Annotated in this window: 13 protein-coding genes; 3 read left to right on the top strand and 10 right to left on the bottom strand. The window is 72.1% G+C overall.

What is annotated here, in order from left to right; translation table 11 throughout:
* Positions 1 to 38 precede the first annotated feature (38 nt).
* On the bottom strand, positions 39 to 851 hold the full coding sequence (locus DFH01_RS00475) for a S49 family peptidase (protein WP_109868451.1): 813 nt from the start codon (positions 849 to 851) through the stop codon (positions 39 to 41).
* A 78-nt stretch (positions 852 to 929) separates the two neighbouring features.
* Here DFH01_RS00475 and DFH01_RS00470 point away from each other — a divergent pair, with 78 nt between their 5' ends.
* From DFH01_RS00470 to DFH01_RS00460, 3 genes are all read left to right on the top strand, one after another.
* Positions 930 to 2,141 carry an FAD-dependent oxidoreductase gene (locus tag DFH01_RS00470; protein WP_109868450.1) on the top strand — a complete coding sequence of 404 codons (1,212 nt, stop codon included), beginning with the start codon at positions 930 to 932 and terminating at the stop codon, positions 2,139 to 2,141.
* Positions 2,142 to 2,271: 130 nt separating this feature from the next.
* Complete coding sequence (locus DFH01_RS00465; RefSeq protein WP_109868449.1) at positions 2,272 to 2,895, top strand: isochorismatase family protein; 624 nt, start codon at positions 2,272 to 2,274, stop codon at positions 2,893 to 2,895.
* A 38-nt stretch (positions 2,896 to 2,933) separates the two neighbouring features.
* The gene (locus DFH01_RS00460) at positions 2,934 to 3,353 is read left to right on the top strand and encodes a cupin domain-containing protein (RefSeq protein ID WP_109868448.1); all 420 of its coding nucleotides are present in this window, start codon (positions 2,934 to 2,936) and stop codon (positions 3,351 to 3,353) included.
* A 15-nt stretch (positions 3,354 to 3,368) separates the two neighbouring features.
* On the opposite strand, the gene DFH01_RS00455 is transcribed toward DFH01_RS00460, so the two are convergent.
* From DFH01_RS00455 to DFH01_RS00415, 9 genes are all read right to left on the bottom strand, one after another.
* Entirely contained in the window at positions 3,369 to 4,331 is a 963-nt protein-coding gene (locus DFH01_RS00455) for a D-2-hydroxyacid dehydrogenase (RefSeq protein WP_109868447.1), read from the bottom strand.
* Positions 4,332 to 4,392: 61 nt separating this feature from the next.
* Positions 4,393 to 5,220 carry a 16S rRNA (adenine(1518)-N(6)/adenine(1519)-N(6))-dimethyltransferase RsmA gene (gene rsmA / locus DFH01_RS00450; RefSeq protein ID WP_109868446.1) on the bottom strand — a complete coding sequence of 276 codons (828 nt, stop codon included), beginning with the start codon at positions 5,218 to 5,220 and terminating at the stop codon, positions 4,393 to 4,395.
* Positions 5,221 to 5,410: 190 nt separating this feature from the next.
* Positions 5,411 to 6,688: a peptidylprolyl isomerase gene (locus DFH01_RS00445; protein WP_109868445.1), complete on the bottom strand. Its 1,278-nt coding sequence runs from the start codon at positions 6,686 to 6,688 to the stop codon at positions 5,411 to 5,413.
* Positions 6,689 to 6,759: 71 nt separating this feature from the next.
* Positions 6,760 to 8,946, bottom strand: a complete 2,187-nt coding sequence (locus tag DFH01_RS00440) for an LPS-assembly protein LptD (RefSeq protein ID WP_233255904.1) — start codon at positions 8,944 to 8,946, stop codon at positions 6,760 to 6,762.
* Positions 8,946 to 10,070, bottom strand: coding sequence for an LPS export ABC transporter permease LptG (gene lptG / locus DFH01_RS00435; RefSeq protein ID WP_109868444.1), 1,125 nt, complete (start codon positions 10,068 to 10,070; stop codon positions 8,946 to 8,948). Before lptG ends, DFH01_RS00440 begins: the two co-directional genes overlap by 1 nt.
* Positions 10,071 to 10,074: 4 nt before the next feature.
* The gene (gene lptF, locus DFH01_RS00430; protein ID WP_109868443.1) at positions 10,075 to 11,205 is read right to left on the bottom strand and encodes an LPS export ABC transporter permease LptF; all 1,131 of its coding nucleotides are present in this window, start codon (positions 11,203 to 11,205) and stop codon (positions 10,075 to 10,077) included.
* A gap of 27 nt (positions 11,206 to 11,232) precedes the next feature.
* Complete coding sequence (locus tag DFH01_RS00425; protein WP_109868442.1) at positions 11,233 to 12,657, bottom strand: FAD-binding oxidoreductase; 1,425 nt, start codon at positions 12,655 to 12,657, stop codon at positions 11,233 to 11,235.
* 10 nt (positions 12,658 to 12,667) lie between these two features.
* Positions 12,668 to 13,198: a chromate transporter gene (locus DFH01_RS00420; RefSeq protein WP_199231091.1), complete on the bottom strand. Its 531-nt coding sequence runs from the start codon at positions 13,196 to 13,198 to the stop codon at positions 12,668 to 12,670.
* Positions 13,195 to 13,764 carry a chromate transporter gene (locus tag DFH01_RS00415; protein WP_158287552.1) on the bottom strand — a complete coding sequence of 190 codons (570 nt, stop codon included), beginning with the start codon at positions 13,762 to 13,764 and terminating at the stop codon, positions 13,195 to 13,197. The genes DFH01_RS00420 and DFH01_RS00415 overlap by 4 nt, the downstream gene beginning before the upstream one ends.
* Positions 13,765 to 13,769 lie beyond the last annotated feature (5 nt).

The raw sequence follows: 13,769 nt of genomic DNA, 5'->3' as shown, positions 1-13,769 counted from the left end.
GCGCCGGAGATGACCCGCCGGATCGGCCGGGGCGGCGTTCAGAGCCCCAGCCGAGCCCAGGCCGCGCGTTCCTCGGCCGCGGCGAGCAGCGCATCCGCCGAGAGGCCCGGCAGAAGCCGCACCGGCCAGGGCGGGCGGCGGGCGCCGATCGGGACGACCTTCGCCTTCTCGCCGAAGCGCGCCTTGATCTCACCGGAAGCCTCGCCGAGACGGTCCGCGAGGCCGAGCGCCACGGCCTGCTTCCCGGTCCAGAACCGGCCGGTGAAGAGCTCCTCCTCTGGCGCCTTCAGCTTGGGTCCGCGGCGGGCGCGGACCCAGTCCTTGAAGGTCTCGTGCAACTCATCCAGCAGGTCGCGCAGGCGCGCCACATCCTCGGGCCGTTCCGGGCGGAACGGGTCCATGAAGCTCTTTTCCGCCCCGGCAGTGTGCAGGCGGCGCTCCACGCCCCAGCGCGACAGCGTGTCCGACAGGCCGAAGCCGGCGCTGATCACCCCGATGGAGCCAAGGATGGAGGCAGGGTCGGCCACGATCTCGTCCGCCGCGCAGGCCAGCCAGTAGCCGCCCGAGGCGGCCGCATCCTCGACGCAGGCGATCACCGGCACCTTCTTCTCCTCCGCCAGGCGGCGGATGCGCTGCGCGACCAGGCTCGACTGCACCGGGGAGCCACCCGGCGAGTTCACGACCAGCACGACGCCCGCCAGGTGCCGCAGCGCGAAGGCGCGCCTGATCAGCGGCGCCATGGAGGCGGCGGAGATGCCGGAGGGCGTGAAGCCGCCGGTGCGCGCGGCGATGAGGCCCGAGAGGCGGAGCAGCGCGACCCGCGGCGGGCGCGACAGGAAGGGGAGGTTCATACGCCATAGATGCCCCGGCCGCGGGCCTGGGCAAGAACGCGGCTCCGGGGCATCTTCGCCGCGGATCGGAGTCACGGAATGGACAAGTCGCGTCGCGTGATCGTCGCCGGCGCCGGCCCCGCGGGGCTGGTCGCTGCCGCCTACCTCGCCGGGGAAGGCATCCCGGTCACCATCGTGGAGCAGGAGCGCGACCTGCCGGACGACCTGCGTGCCTCCACCTTCCATCCGCCGACGCTCGACATGCTCGGCCGCTTCCCGGGCGTGGTGGATCGTCTGATCGCGCAGGGGCTGATCTGCCCGACCTGGCAGTTCCGCGACCGCGCGACCGGGCCGATCGCCACCTTCGAGATGGCGCGCCTGAAGGACGACACGGCGCATCCCTACCGGCTGCAATGTGAGCAGTGGCGGCTGACGCGCATGCTGCGCGACATCCTGGCCGACAACCCCGACGTGGAATTCCTCTACGACGCGAAGGCGACCGAGGTCGCGCAGGACGCCGATGGCGTGACGCTGACGATCGAGCGGCCGGACGGCAGCGCGGAGAAGATCGCCGGCGCCTATCTCGTCGGCGCGGATGGTGCGCGCAGCGCGGTGCGCCGCTCGCTCGGCATCGGCTTCGACGGGATGACGATCCCCGAGACCTACCTGACGCTCTCCACCACCTTCCGCTTCGAGGACCACATCCCGGATGTGGCGAACATCGCCTACATCTCGGACCCCGAGGAATGGTTCGTGCTGCTGCAGGCGGCGGGGCTGTGGCGCGTGCTGCTGCCGACGGCGCCGGAGGAAGCGGCGGACGAGGCGAGGATGCTGGCGCCCGCGCGCATCCAGGAACGGATGCAGGGCGTGTGGCCGAACCCGGCGGGCTACGAGATCCGCCACCGCACCGCCTATCGCGTGCATGAGCGCGTGGCGGACAGCTACGTGAAGGGGCGCGTGTTCCTGGCGGGCGATGCTGCGCATATCAACAACCCGCTCGGCGGCATGGGGATGAATGGCGGCGTGCACGACGCCTTCAACCTGGCGCAGAAGCTCTCGGCGGTGTGGCGCGGCGAGGCCGACCTTTCGCTGATGGAGCGCTATTCGCGGCAGCGGCGAAAGGTGGCGCTGGACGTCGTGCAGCAGCAGGCCCTGCGCAACCGCCAGCTGCTGAACCAGCGCGATCCGGCGGTGCGCAAGGCGTACCACGACGAGCTGCGCGGCATCGTCGCGGACCCGGAGAAGCACCGCGCCTACCTGCTGCGCTCCTCCATGATCCAGTCGCTGCGCGACCTGGAGGATGTGGCGTGAAGCGCCCCCTCCCAACCCTCCCCCGCACGGCGGGGGAGGGCCTGATGAGCCCGCGCCACGCTCCCTCCCCCGCCGTGCGGGGGAGGGTCGGGGTGGGGGCCGGCGCAGCATCCGTCGGAGGCACCGCATAATGTCCGGTCACCCCGAAGCCGACATCTACCATCGCCAGGGCATGGGCCAGCGCGCCGGAATGGGCACGCGGCCGGCGCTGGTGATCGTGGATTTCGTCAACGGCTTCGCCGATCCCGAACACTTCGGCGGCGGCAACATCGGCCCTGCCATCGAGCAGACGGTGAAGCTGCTGGCCTTCGCGCGGCAGCGCCACTGGCCCGTGGCTCATACCCGCGTGGTCTATGCCGATGACGGCGCGGATGCCGGCGTCTTCACGCGCAAGTCGCCGCCGCTGCTGAAGCTGACCGAGCATTCGCCGCTGTCGCAGATCGTGCCGGAACTGACGCCGGTGAAGGGCGAGCACATTGTCCGCAAACAGGGCGCCTCCGGCTTCTTCGCCACCAACCTCGCGATGTGGCTGACGCAGCAGCGGGCCGACACGGTGGTGGTGGCGGGCTGCACCACCTCGGGCTGCGTGCGCGCGACGGTGGTGGATTCGATGCAGCACAATTTCCGCACCATCGTGGCGACCGACTGCGTGGGCGACCGCGCGCTCGGCCCGCATGAGGCGAACCTGTTCGACATGGGCCAGAAATACGCGGACCTGATGACCCGCGCGGAGATCGAGGCGGCCACCGGCTGAAGGGCACGCCCGACCGCGCGGCAGCGAGGGAGGGAGCCATGGCGGAGACGGAGCGTGTGCAGGTGGTGTCGCCGGGGCGGACCTATGTCGGCCGGCAGGGCTTCACCTATGGCGCGGGCGCCTCGGCCGAGACGGTCGGCGCCGCGCATGTGTGCATGAACGTGCTGCCGATGCCGCCCGGCATCCGCGCGAAGGTCCACTACCACGAGGGCATCGAGACCATCGCCTACATGCTGGAAGGAAGCTGCGCCGTGCATTACGGCGAGAGGCTGGAGCACCGCGTCGAGGTGCGCCAGGGCGAGCAGATCTTCATCCCCGCCGACGTGCCGCATGCGCCGAGCAACGAAAGCGGCGCGCCCTGCACCTGGATCGTGGTGCATTCCTCCGGCAGCGACCAGGACGGCATCGTGCTGCTGCCGGAGCTCGACAGGCTGCTCGCCGAGCGTCTCGGCGGTTGATACCCGCCCCCGGGTTCAGACCACCTGGTTGAACAGCGCGGCCTCGCCGCGGCGCAGCCGCGCCAGGTTCTCCTCCATCAGGTCGAGGACATTGTCCTCGTAGCGCCGCGTCTCGCCGCCGGTATGCGGCGTGACCAGCACGTTCGGCATCGCCCAGAGCGGGCTCTCGGCCGGCAGCGGCTCGTCCGCCGTCACGTCCAGCGCGGCCTGGCCGATCCGGCCGGATTGCAGCGCGGTGATCAGCGCCGCCTCGTCGCAGACGCGCCCGCGCGCGACATTCACCAGCGCGGCACCCGGCTTCATCGCGGCGAAGGCCGCGGCATTCATCAGGCCGCGCGTCTCCTCGGTCAGCGCGCAGGTCAGCGCGACGATGTCGGCGCGCGGCAGCTGCGCCTTCAGGGCGGACATCGGATGGATCTCGTCGGCGCCCTCCGCGCCCTTCTCCGGGTCGCGGCGCAGGCCGACGACCTTCATGTCGAAGGCCTTGGCCAGCCGCGCGAGCCGCCCGCCGATGCGGCCGATGCCGACGACGAGCAGCGTCTTGCCGCCGAGCTCGTCCTCGCGCCGTGTCAGGTCGCCGATCATGCCGCGCCAGTGGCGCTGCGCCTGGTTGGCGCAGGCTTCCGGGATGCGCCGCGCCATCGCCAGGATCAGCGCCATCGCGTGCTCGCTGACGGCGTTGGCGTTCGCACCCTGCGCGGAAGCGAGGCGGATGCCGGCTGCGGCGAGCGCGGCGCGGTCGTACTGGTCGACGCCGGCGCTGATGGACTGGATGAACTTCAGGCGCCCGCCCGGCTTCGCCAGGTGGTTGCGCCAGAAGCCGGAGACGAGCAGCACATCCGCCTCGCCGATCCGCGCCTCCAGCTCGTCGAGGCTGCGCACCTCGATGACGGGCAGCTGGCCGCCGCGCGCCGCGTAGCGTTCCGCGAAGCGATAGGCGACATGGGCGAACATCACGGTCGGCGTCTGCGGCAGCATTTTTCGTCCGTTCGGGTTGCGCGGGCCGGCAGGTAAGCGCCCGGCCGCGAAAGGCACAAGGTCAACCGCGGTCGAGGAGTGTCCGCGCGAGCCGGTCGAACTCCGCAATCGTCAGCGTCTCCGCGCGGCGTTCGCCGGCGATGCCGGCCGCCGCCAGCAGCCCCTCCGCGTCGCCGAGCGACTTCAGCGCGCCGCGCAGCATCTTGCGACGCTGGCCGAAGGCGGCGGCGGTCAGGCGCTCCATCGCCGCGAACAGCGCCGGGCCGGGATCTTCCGCATGCGGCACCAGCCCGACTACGGCCGACCAGACCTTGGGCGGCGGGCTGAAGGCGCCGGGCGGCAGCGTCAGCAGCAGCGTGCAGCGGCAGCGCCACTGCGCCAGCACGCCGAGCCGGCCATAGGCCTCCGTGCCCGGCGCCGCGGTGATGCGCTCGGCCACTTCCTGCTGGAACATCAGCGTCATGGATTCGAGCGCCGCGGCCTGCCGCAGCCAGCCGACGAGCAGCGGCGTGCCGACGTTGTACGGCAGGTTCGCCACGATCCGGCGCGGCGCCGCGAGCAGCACCTTCGGGTCGAGCTTCAGCGCATCGCCCTCGATGATCTCCAGCCGGCCCGGATAGGCGGCCGCGAGCTCCGCGAGTGCCGCGACGGCGCGGCGGTCGAGCTCCACCGCCACGACCTTCTCGGCAGCGGTGGCGAGCAGGGCACGCGTCAGCCCGCCGGGTCCGGGCCCGACTTCCAGCACCTGCCGCCCTTCCATCGGACCGGCCGCCATGGCGATGCGGGCGCAAAGCGCGGGATCGAGCAGGAAGTGCTGTCCAAGCGCCTTCCGCGCCTCCAACCCATGCCGCGCGATCGTCTCGCGCAGCGAGGGCAACCCATCCACCATGCTATCGCGAGGCTGCTCGATCAGTGCAGGCGGGCCGCGGCGCAGCCCGAGCGGCTGAAGGCCAGCCGCGCCCAGAGCGTCTGTCCGGCACGTGCATCAGTGCGTGGCGCGCAAGCCAAGCCGCCGGAGGCGGCGCCCGGCGTCTGAGGGCGCCAAAAAACAACGGCGCCCGGCGTCTGAGGGCACCGAATCACGTATTCCTCATCTCGATCTGGGCGCGGCGGCGCAGGTCGCGCTGCAGCTGGCGGGCCAGCAGCTCCGCGCGGTCGCGCACGATCGCGGAGCGCGCCATGTCGGGCGTGACCTCGCCCTCGTTCCGACGCTCACGCGAGCAGACCATGATCACGGCGATGCCGTCCGGGGCGATGATGGGCTCGCTCGCGCGCCCGATCGCCAGGCCGGCGATCATCTGGCGCAGCGGCGGCGGGTTCAGCTGCTCCAGCCGCACCTCGCCAGGATCGGCCGGGCGGTCGCTGCCGGTGCTCCGGGATGCCGCCTCCATCCCCTCACAGCCGCGCACCGAGCCGGCCAGCGCCTGCGCCCGCTGCAACTGCTGGAGCTGCTGCGCGTCCGGCGCGTCGGGGTTGAGCGCCGCGGTGAAGGGGAAGAACACCTGGCGCATGCTGAGGATGGTCACCTCGTCGCGACCGACCAGGCGGCGCTGGCGCAGCGCGACGATCTGGTAGCCGCCCGGCACCCGGATCGGGTTGGCGATCGCGCCCGGCGGCATCTGGTTGACGACCGAGGCCACCGCGGGGTCCAGCGCCTCCGGCCCCACCCAGCCCAGGTCGCCGCCGGCCAGCGCGGTCTGCGACTGGCTGAACTGCGTCGCCGCCAGCGGGAAGGGCACGCCGGCGCGGAGCTGCCCGACCACATCGTCCACGAAGCGCTGCACCTGCGGCGCCTCGGAGGGGTCGTCCACCGGGATGAAGATCTCCGAGACAAGGAATTCCGGCTGCCCGGTGCGGGCCTTCTGGGCCGCAATGTAGTCGTTGATCTCCGCCTCGCCCGGCCGGGCCTGCGGGCCGAGCAGCGCGCGGATCAGCCGGGCCCAGCCGATCTGCACGCGGATCTGGTCATAGAGTACGCGGGGCTCGACGCCGGCGCGGCGCAGCTGCGCCACCAGCTGGCCCTCCGCCAGGTTGTTGCGGCGCTCGAGGTCGGCGACGGCGCTGGCCACGTCCACATCGGTGACGGCGACGCGGCGGCGCTGCACCTCCTGCATGCGCAGCCGCTCGTCCACCAGCAGGCGGGTCACCTGCGGGGTCAGGCGGTCCAGCACCTGGGGGGAGACCGGCAGGCCGGCATTGATGGCGAACAGGCGGCGTCGGCCATCGACGTCGGCGCTGGTGACGATGTCGCCATTGACCACCGCGACGATGCGCGTGGTCTGCGCCAGGGCCGGCGGCGCGGCCGGCGCGGCGGCGAGGAGCGTCGAGAGCAGCAGGGCGCGGAGGAGGGGGCGCATCCTGGATTCCTAGTGTCGCGCGGCCCGCGAGGGAAGGGCCCGCCCGCCCGCCGGGGTCTCGGGACGGGAGGTCACAGCGCGCGGATGCCGAAATCGCCGATCGTCTTCAGCGTCACCCGGAACAGCAGCATGGTGCCGGTCGGGTCATCCTGCAGCGTCACCGGGTCCTGGATCCAGCGGCGGATCAGCCGCGTCTCGAAGATCAGGCACTCATCCTCGTAGGCGAGCACCGCCTGGGCCGCCACCGGCTCGTCGCGGAACCGGTCGTAGCGGCCGAAGGCGCCGATGCGCCAGTTGTCGTTCACCTGCAGGAACCCACCCAGGCTGACCTCGTTGCGCTTGGGATAGGAATCGTTGTAGGCCGCCTGCGTCCCGAGATAGCCGGCACTGACAGAGTAGCCGTTGCCAAAGACGGTGCCGGTGATGTCCCAGAGCTGCTGCTCGCCGGTCTCGGCCGAGTAGCGGCTGCGGCCGATCACCTCGAACCAGGGCACCGGCGCCAGCCGGAGGCGACCGACATAGTCCGAGCGCTGGTTCTCGAGGCCGGAGCCGGGCGGGAAAAGCGGCTCGTCCGAGGTGCGGAAGCTGCGGCCGACCAGGCCCTCCACCTGGCCGCCATTGGGGAACAGCCAGGCGGCGCGGATCGCCGCGTCCATCCGCGTGCCGCCTTCCTGCAGGTCGCGCCCGGGATAGCGGTTCAGCTCGAACAGGTTGGCGTCGGTGAACTGCAGGTCGAGGCTGTCCTCGGCCGGGATGTTGGTCTGCCGCCCGGTCTGCGGGCCGGTGACGACCTGCACGCGCGGCTCCAGCACCTGGGTGCCCCATTCGCCCGCGGAGCGCGCCAGCGGCCAGCGCAGGTCAACCGCCGCGCGGACATTGCCGTTGGTCCAGTTGCCGTCCTGGCCGGGCGGTCCGTAGAAGGGCGCCGCCTGCAGGTCCTGCACATAGCCGGCCAGCAGGTCCGCCTGCGTGCGGATGGTCCAGACCTCGCCGGCATTCCCGATCAGCGGCAGCTCATAGGCGGCACGGGTTCCGATGCGGCGCGAACTGGTGCCCTGCTCGCGGGTGATGGAATAGCCCTGCGCATCCACGCGGAATTGCCCGCCCAGCGGGTCGCGCGCGAACAGCCACTCGGCATAGCCATAGGGCAGCACCAGCGGCACCTGGCTGGAGGTGTTGGTCTGCAGCAGGCTCTGGTAGAGGCGCGAATCGGCGCGGGCATAGCCCTGCACGCCCCAGAACCCCTCCAGGAAGGCGTTCGAGGTCAGCACCTGCGGCGAGCCGTAGCGATAGGCGCGCAGGTAGTCGCGGGAGGAGGCGCGGTTGAGCGCAAAGCCCGTGCGCCAGGTCTCGTCCAGCGAGAACTGGCCCTGGGAGAAGAAGTGCCAGCCGATCCCCTCCTGGTCCACGTCGTTGCCCTGGAGGTTGCCGAAGGACCCGTCCAGCGAGATCACCCCGCTGTTGAACCGGCGCCGATACGCAAGGCCGAGGCCGCCGATCTGCTCGGTGGAGAGGGTGGCGCGGATCGTCGCGTCGGAGCTGTCGTCGATCACCCAGTAGAAAGGCTGCTCGTAGAAGCCGCCGAGCAGCTTGGTCACGCCGAAGGTCGGCGACAGGAAGCCGCTGATGCGCGGCGCGCCCGGCGCGGCGTGGCTGAAGTAGGGCGCGTAGAGCAGCGGCACGCCGAACATCTCGAGCGAGGCGTCGCGGTAGCGCACGCGCTGCTCCTGCGAGTGCAGGCTGGCGATGCCGGCGCGCAGCTGCCACAGCGGCGGGCGGTCCGGGTCCTCCGGGCAGAGGTTGCAGGGCGAATAGACGACGCGGGCAAGGTCGGTGATGTCGCCGTTGGTGCGCCGGGCGCCGGCGGCGGCGACGCGCGTATTGCCGGCCAGCAGGCCGCGGATGCCCTCCAGCACGGCGTCGCGCATGCCGCCAGAGAGCTCCGCGCGCTCGGCGAAGAGGATCTGCCCGTCGGGCTCGATCAGCACGACGTTCCCGGTGGCGGTCGCGACCCCGGTGGTGCGGTTGTAGGTGAACTGGTCGGCGCGGATCACGCGGTTGCCCTGCCAGGCCTCGACGCGGCCGCGCGCGGTGACGGTGTCCGTGTTCTGGTCGAACTCCACCTCCTCGGCCGTGAACGTCACCGGCTCGTCGGAGGAGACGCCGCGGCCGTCGAGGCCGGGAATGCCCTGCGCCGCCAGCGGCCCCGGGGCGGCCATCAGGGCGAGGAGCAGCAGGCCGCGTCGCAGTCTCGCCATCAGCCGTCTTCCAGATGCAGCAGCAGGGCCAGCGCCAGGAGCAGGCCGGCGACGGTCGGCGCCCAGGCGGCGAGCAGGACGGGCAGGGAGCCGGCCTCGCCGAATTCGTTGCTCACGCGGTCCACCACGAACAGCGCGAAGCCCGCGGCGACGCCGCCCGCGATCATCTGCGCGACGCCGCCGCGGCGGTTGTGGCGCATCGAAAATCCGGCCGCGAGCAGCGCCATGGCCAGCGCCAGCACCGGCATGGACAGCAGCGACTGGAACTGGATGCGATGCCGCACGGCGGAAAAGCCGGCTTCTTCCAGCACCGCGATGAAGTCGGGCAGGGACCAGAAGCTCAGCGTCTCGGGCGAGGCGAAGCTGTCCTCGATCCGCCCGGCGGTGAGCTCGGTCGGCAGCTCGATGGCGGCGGGCGTGCTGGGCCGGCGGTCCGCGCCGAAGGTGACCGCATCCTCCAGCACCCAGCGGCCGGGCGCGAGATGCGCCCGCGGTGCCTCGATGCGCGCCAGCGGCCGGTCGTCGCCGGACAGCCGCCAGACGGTCACGCCCTGCAGCTCGAACCGGCCGCGCCCGTCAGGGGCGCGTGCCGCGGCGGGGCGTCCGGTGAGGATGGCAACCCCCTGCGGGTCGAGTTCCCGGTCGCCCTGGCGCAGCCAGAGCCGGCCGCCCGCCAGCGAGGACAGCCCGCCGCCGGTGCGCAGGAAGGTCTGGTCCATCCGCTCCGCCCGCGCCAGCATCATGGAAGACAGCGGCGAGAGCCCGGTCACCGCGACGGTGCCGAGCAGCAGCGCCACCAGCGCCGGCCCGGTGAGGAATCCCCAGGCCGAGACGCCGGCGGCGCGAGCCACGATCAACTCCGAGGAGCGCGTCAGCCGCCAGAAGGCGACGATGCCGCCGAGCAGGATGGCGAAGGGCAGGATCTGCAGCGCGACGAAGGGCAGCCGCAGCGCCGCGATCGTCGCCGGGATGTCGAAGCCGACATTGGGCCGGGTCGCCGCGCGGCGCAGCAGCTCGATGAAGTCGAACAGCGCGACCAGGCCGGTCAGCGCCGCAAGCATGATCATCGTCGCGGCCAGGAAGCCGCGGGCGACATAGACCGTGAGCGTCGGCGTGAAGGTCATGCGGTCAGGCCGAGGCCGGCCGCGGGCGCGGCCGCGGCAGGCCTGGCGCGCCGATCATCCACCACAGCGCAACGATGCCGGGCACCAGGGCATGCGCCCAGATCAACCAGACGAAGGCGTTCTCGCGCGTCGCCAGGTTGCCGATGGTCAGCCCGAGCGCAAGCAGCCCCACGGTGATGCCGATGCCCGCGGCGAGGCGCAGCCCGCCGCCATGCCGCCGGAACTGCCCGGTGAGCGCGACGGCCAACGCCACCAGCGCATAGGACAGCGCGGTGAGCGGCGCCGACATGCGCTGGTGCGCCTCCCCGTAGAACCGGGCGACGTCGCGCGGCCGCAGGCCCTCGGCCGGGTCGGGATCGAGCAGCTCGGGGATGCTGCGCTCGCGCGAATCGCGGGCGCGCACCTCCTCCTGCCGCGTGGCGCGGGCAAGGTCCACGCTGTTCTCGGCGAAGGAGAGGGTGTTGAGCCGCGGCGGCTGGCCGTTACGGCCCGCCTCCATCTGCTCGCGCACGCCGTTGATCAGCAGCACGCGCGGCCCGAGCGGGGTCGTCGTGATGCGCCCCTGCTCGGCGATGATCGTCACCGGCGCGCCGGGCTCGCGCTGGTCGTGCACCAGGATGCCGCGCAGCGTGCCGTCGCGCTCGCGCGAGCGCGCATAGACTGTCAGCTCGTTGCCGATCGAGGAGAAGACGCCTTCCTGCAGCAGGATCGCGGCCATCTGGTTGCGGATCTCGAACTGCCACATGCGGAAGGCGCCGTGCGACAGCGGCACCAGCCACATGTTCAGCATGTAGCCGACCGCGACCGAGATCAGCGCCAGGCTGATCGCCGGCCGCGCGAGCCGCAGCGGCGAGAGGCCGGCGGCGCGCATCACGACAAGCTCGCGGTCGCTGTTCATCCGCACATAGACGAACAGCACGACGACGAAGGTGGTGATCGGCAGGATCACCGCGATGAAGCCCGGCAGCATCAGGCTGGTGAGCTCGATGAACACCGTCAGCGACAGGCCGCGGTCCAGCACCAGCTCGATGAAGCGGAGCGACTGCGTAAGCCACACCAGCGCCGCAAGCCCCGCGGTGACGGCCAGCAGCCCGCCCGCGAGCTGGCGGAAGATGTAGCGGTCGATCCGGGTCATCCGCCCATCCCTACCACCCCCGGCCGGTCAGGGCAGCACCTTCCCCGGATTCATGAGGCCCTGCGGATCGAGCGCCGCCTTGATGGCGCGCATGGCGGCGAGTTCCGCCCCGCCGCGCCAATCCTCCATCATGTCGGTCTTGAGCCGGCCGATCCCGTGCTCGGCGCTGAAGGAGCCGCCGAGGTCGCGCACCACCGCGTTCACGCAATCCATGATGTCGTGGCTGCGCGCGAGGAAGGCGGCCGGGTCCATGCCCTCCGGCTGCTCCAGGTTCATGTGGATGTTGCCGTCGCCGATATGCCCGAAGGGCACCGGCCGGCTGCCCGGGATCAGCTCCCGCAGCGCCGCGGAGCAGCGGCGGATCATCTCCGGCACCTTCGAGACGGGCACGGAGACGTCGTTCTTCACGCTCGCCCCCTCGCGCTTCTGCGCCTCGGGGTGTTCCTCGCGGATGCGCCAGATCTTCTGGGCCTGCGCCTCGTTGGCGGCGATCGCGGCGTCCGTCACCTCCTCCGCCTGCATCGCCTCGAACAGCACGGATTCCGCCATCTCGCGCAGCTGCGCGTCGGGCCGGGGCGATGCCAGGTCCACCAGCACGTAGTGATCCGCGCGCGCTTCCAGCGGCAGCGTCACGCCCTCGATGTGCGACGTGCAAAAGTCGACGCCGGTGCCGGACATGTATTCGAAGGCGCGCACCGCGCTCTCGTCGCGGTCGCGGAAGCGACGGAACAGGGCGAGCGCCGCGTCCTCGTCCGCCACCGCGCAGAAGGCCAGCGCCGTGTCGCGCGCGCGGGGGAACAGGCGCAGCACCGCCGCGGTCACGATGCCGAGCGTGCCCTCCGCCCCCACCAGCAGGTGGCGCAGCGCATAGCCGGTGTTGTCCTTGCGCAGCCGCCGGAGCCCGTTCCAGATGCTGCCGTCGGGCAGCACGGCCTCCAGCCCCAGCATCAATTCGCGCGCATTGCCGTAGCGCACGGTGGTGTTGCCGCCCGCATTGGTGGAGAGCACGCCCCCGATCGTGGCCGAGCCCTCGGCGCCGAGGCTGAGGGGGAACAGGCAGCCGGCCTCGGCCGCCGCGTCCTGCGCGGCCTTCAGCACCACGCCGGCCTCGGCCGTCATGGTCATGTCGAGCGGATCGAGCGCGCGGATGCGGTTCACGCGCGCCAGCGACAGCACCAGGTGCCGCCCGCTCTCGTCCGGCGTGGCGCCGCCGACCATGGAGGTGTTGCCGCCCTGCGGCGTGATCGGCACGCCCGCCGCCGCGCAGAGCCGGACCACGGCGGCGACTTCCTCGGTGGAGGCGGGGCGCGCCACGGCGAAGGCCGCGCCGCGATAGAGCGCGCGCCAGTCCGAAAGATGCGGCGCGATGTCCGCGGGCTCGGTCAGCAGGCCGCGCGGGCCGAGGATGGCGGCAAGCTCGTCGAGGATGCGCGAAGGCGTGGAATCCGGCATGGCCGCCCTTCTACAGGAAAAGCGCGCCCGCCACCGCCCCCGCCCCGAGCACCCAGAGCGGGCTGCGGTCGCTCCGCCAGACGAAGAGGGTTGAGCCGATGGTCAGCGCCACAGCCACCCAGCCCGTGGCGGCGGTGATGCCGAGCAGGATGCCGGCGGCCAGGATCAACCCGACCGCGATCGGCACCAGCCCGCGTTCCACCAGGCGCAGCTTCGCATTGCCGCGCAGTCGCGTGCGCAGGCGGGAGAAGCCGAAGGCGAGCACGCTGGCCGGCACCGTCATGGCCGCGGTCGCGACCAGCATCCCGACCAGCCCCGCCACCTGCCAGCCGATCAGCCCGACCACCAGCACATTCGGCCCCGGCGCGGCCTGCGCCAGGGCGAAGAGCTGGGCGAAGCGCGCATCGCTCATCCAGCCATGCACCTCGACCACCAGGCGGTGCATCTCCGGCACCACGGCGATGCCGCCGCCCACGGCGATCAGGGAGATTGCCATGAACCCCCAGGCGAGTTGCCAGAGGACGTCCTCGTCCCCGCTCACCGGCCGGGCTTCGCCGGCTGGCGCCCCGTCCACCAGGCGGCGGCGATCCCGAAAGGGGCGAGGCCGAGCACGATGACCGGCAGCGGCAGGCGCAACAGCGCGGCGCCTACCAGCGCGGCGAGGCCGACGGCGAGGATCGGCGGCGCCGGGCGCAGGTTCTGCGCCATTTTCAGCGCGGTGCCGATCACCATCCCCGCCGCCGCCGCCGCGGTGCCGGCCAGCACCGCCTTGACCAGCGGCAACTCCCCCCAGCGGTCATGCGCCCAGGCCATCAGCACCAGCACCGCCATCGGCCCGCCGAACAGGCCGAGCGAGGCCAGCAGCGCCCCGCGCGCGCCGTGCCAGCGCTCGCCGAGCTGGATCGCGACATTCAGCGCGTTCGGGCCGGGCAGCGCCTGGGCGAGGCCGAGCACCTCGGCATAGTCCTGCTCGGACAGCCAGCGCTCCTCCTCCACGATCACCCGGCGGGCCCAGGCATTGACCCCGCCGAAGCCGATCAGGCCGATGCGGAGATAGGTGACGAAGAGCTTCGTGAGGCTGGGGCGCGGCGCGGTGTCGGGCGGCATCCCCC

Origin of the sequence: Falsiroseomonas bella (assembly GCF_003173615.1) — a bacterium.
GTDB lineage: Bacteria > Pseudomonadota > Alphaproteobacteria > Acetobacterales > Acetobacteraceae > Falsiroseomonas > Falsiroseomonas bella.
Note: the sequence above shows the minus strand (reverse complement) of the source record. Positions and strands in the feature narration are given on the sequence as shown.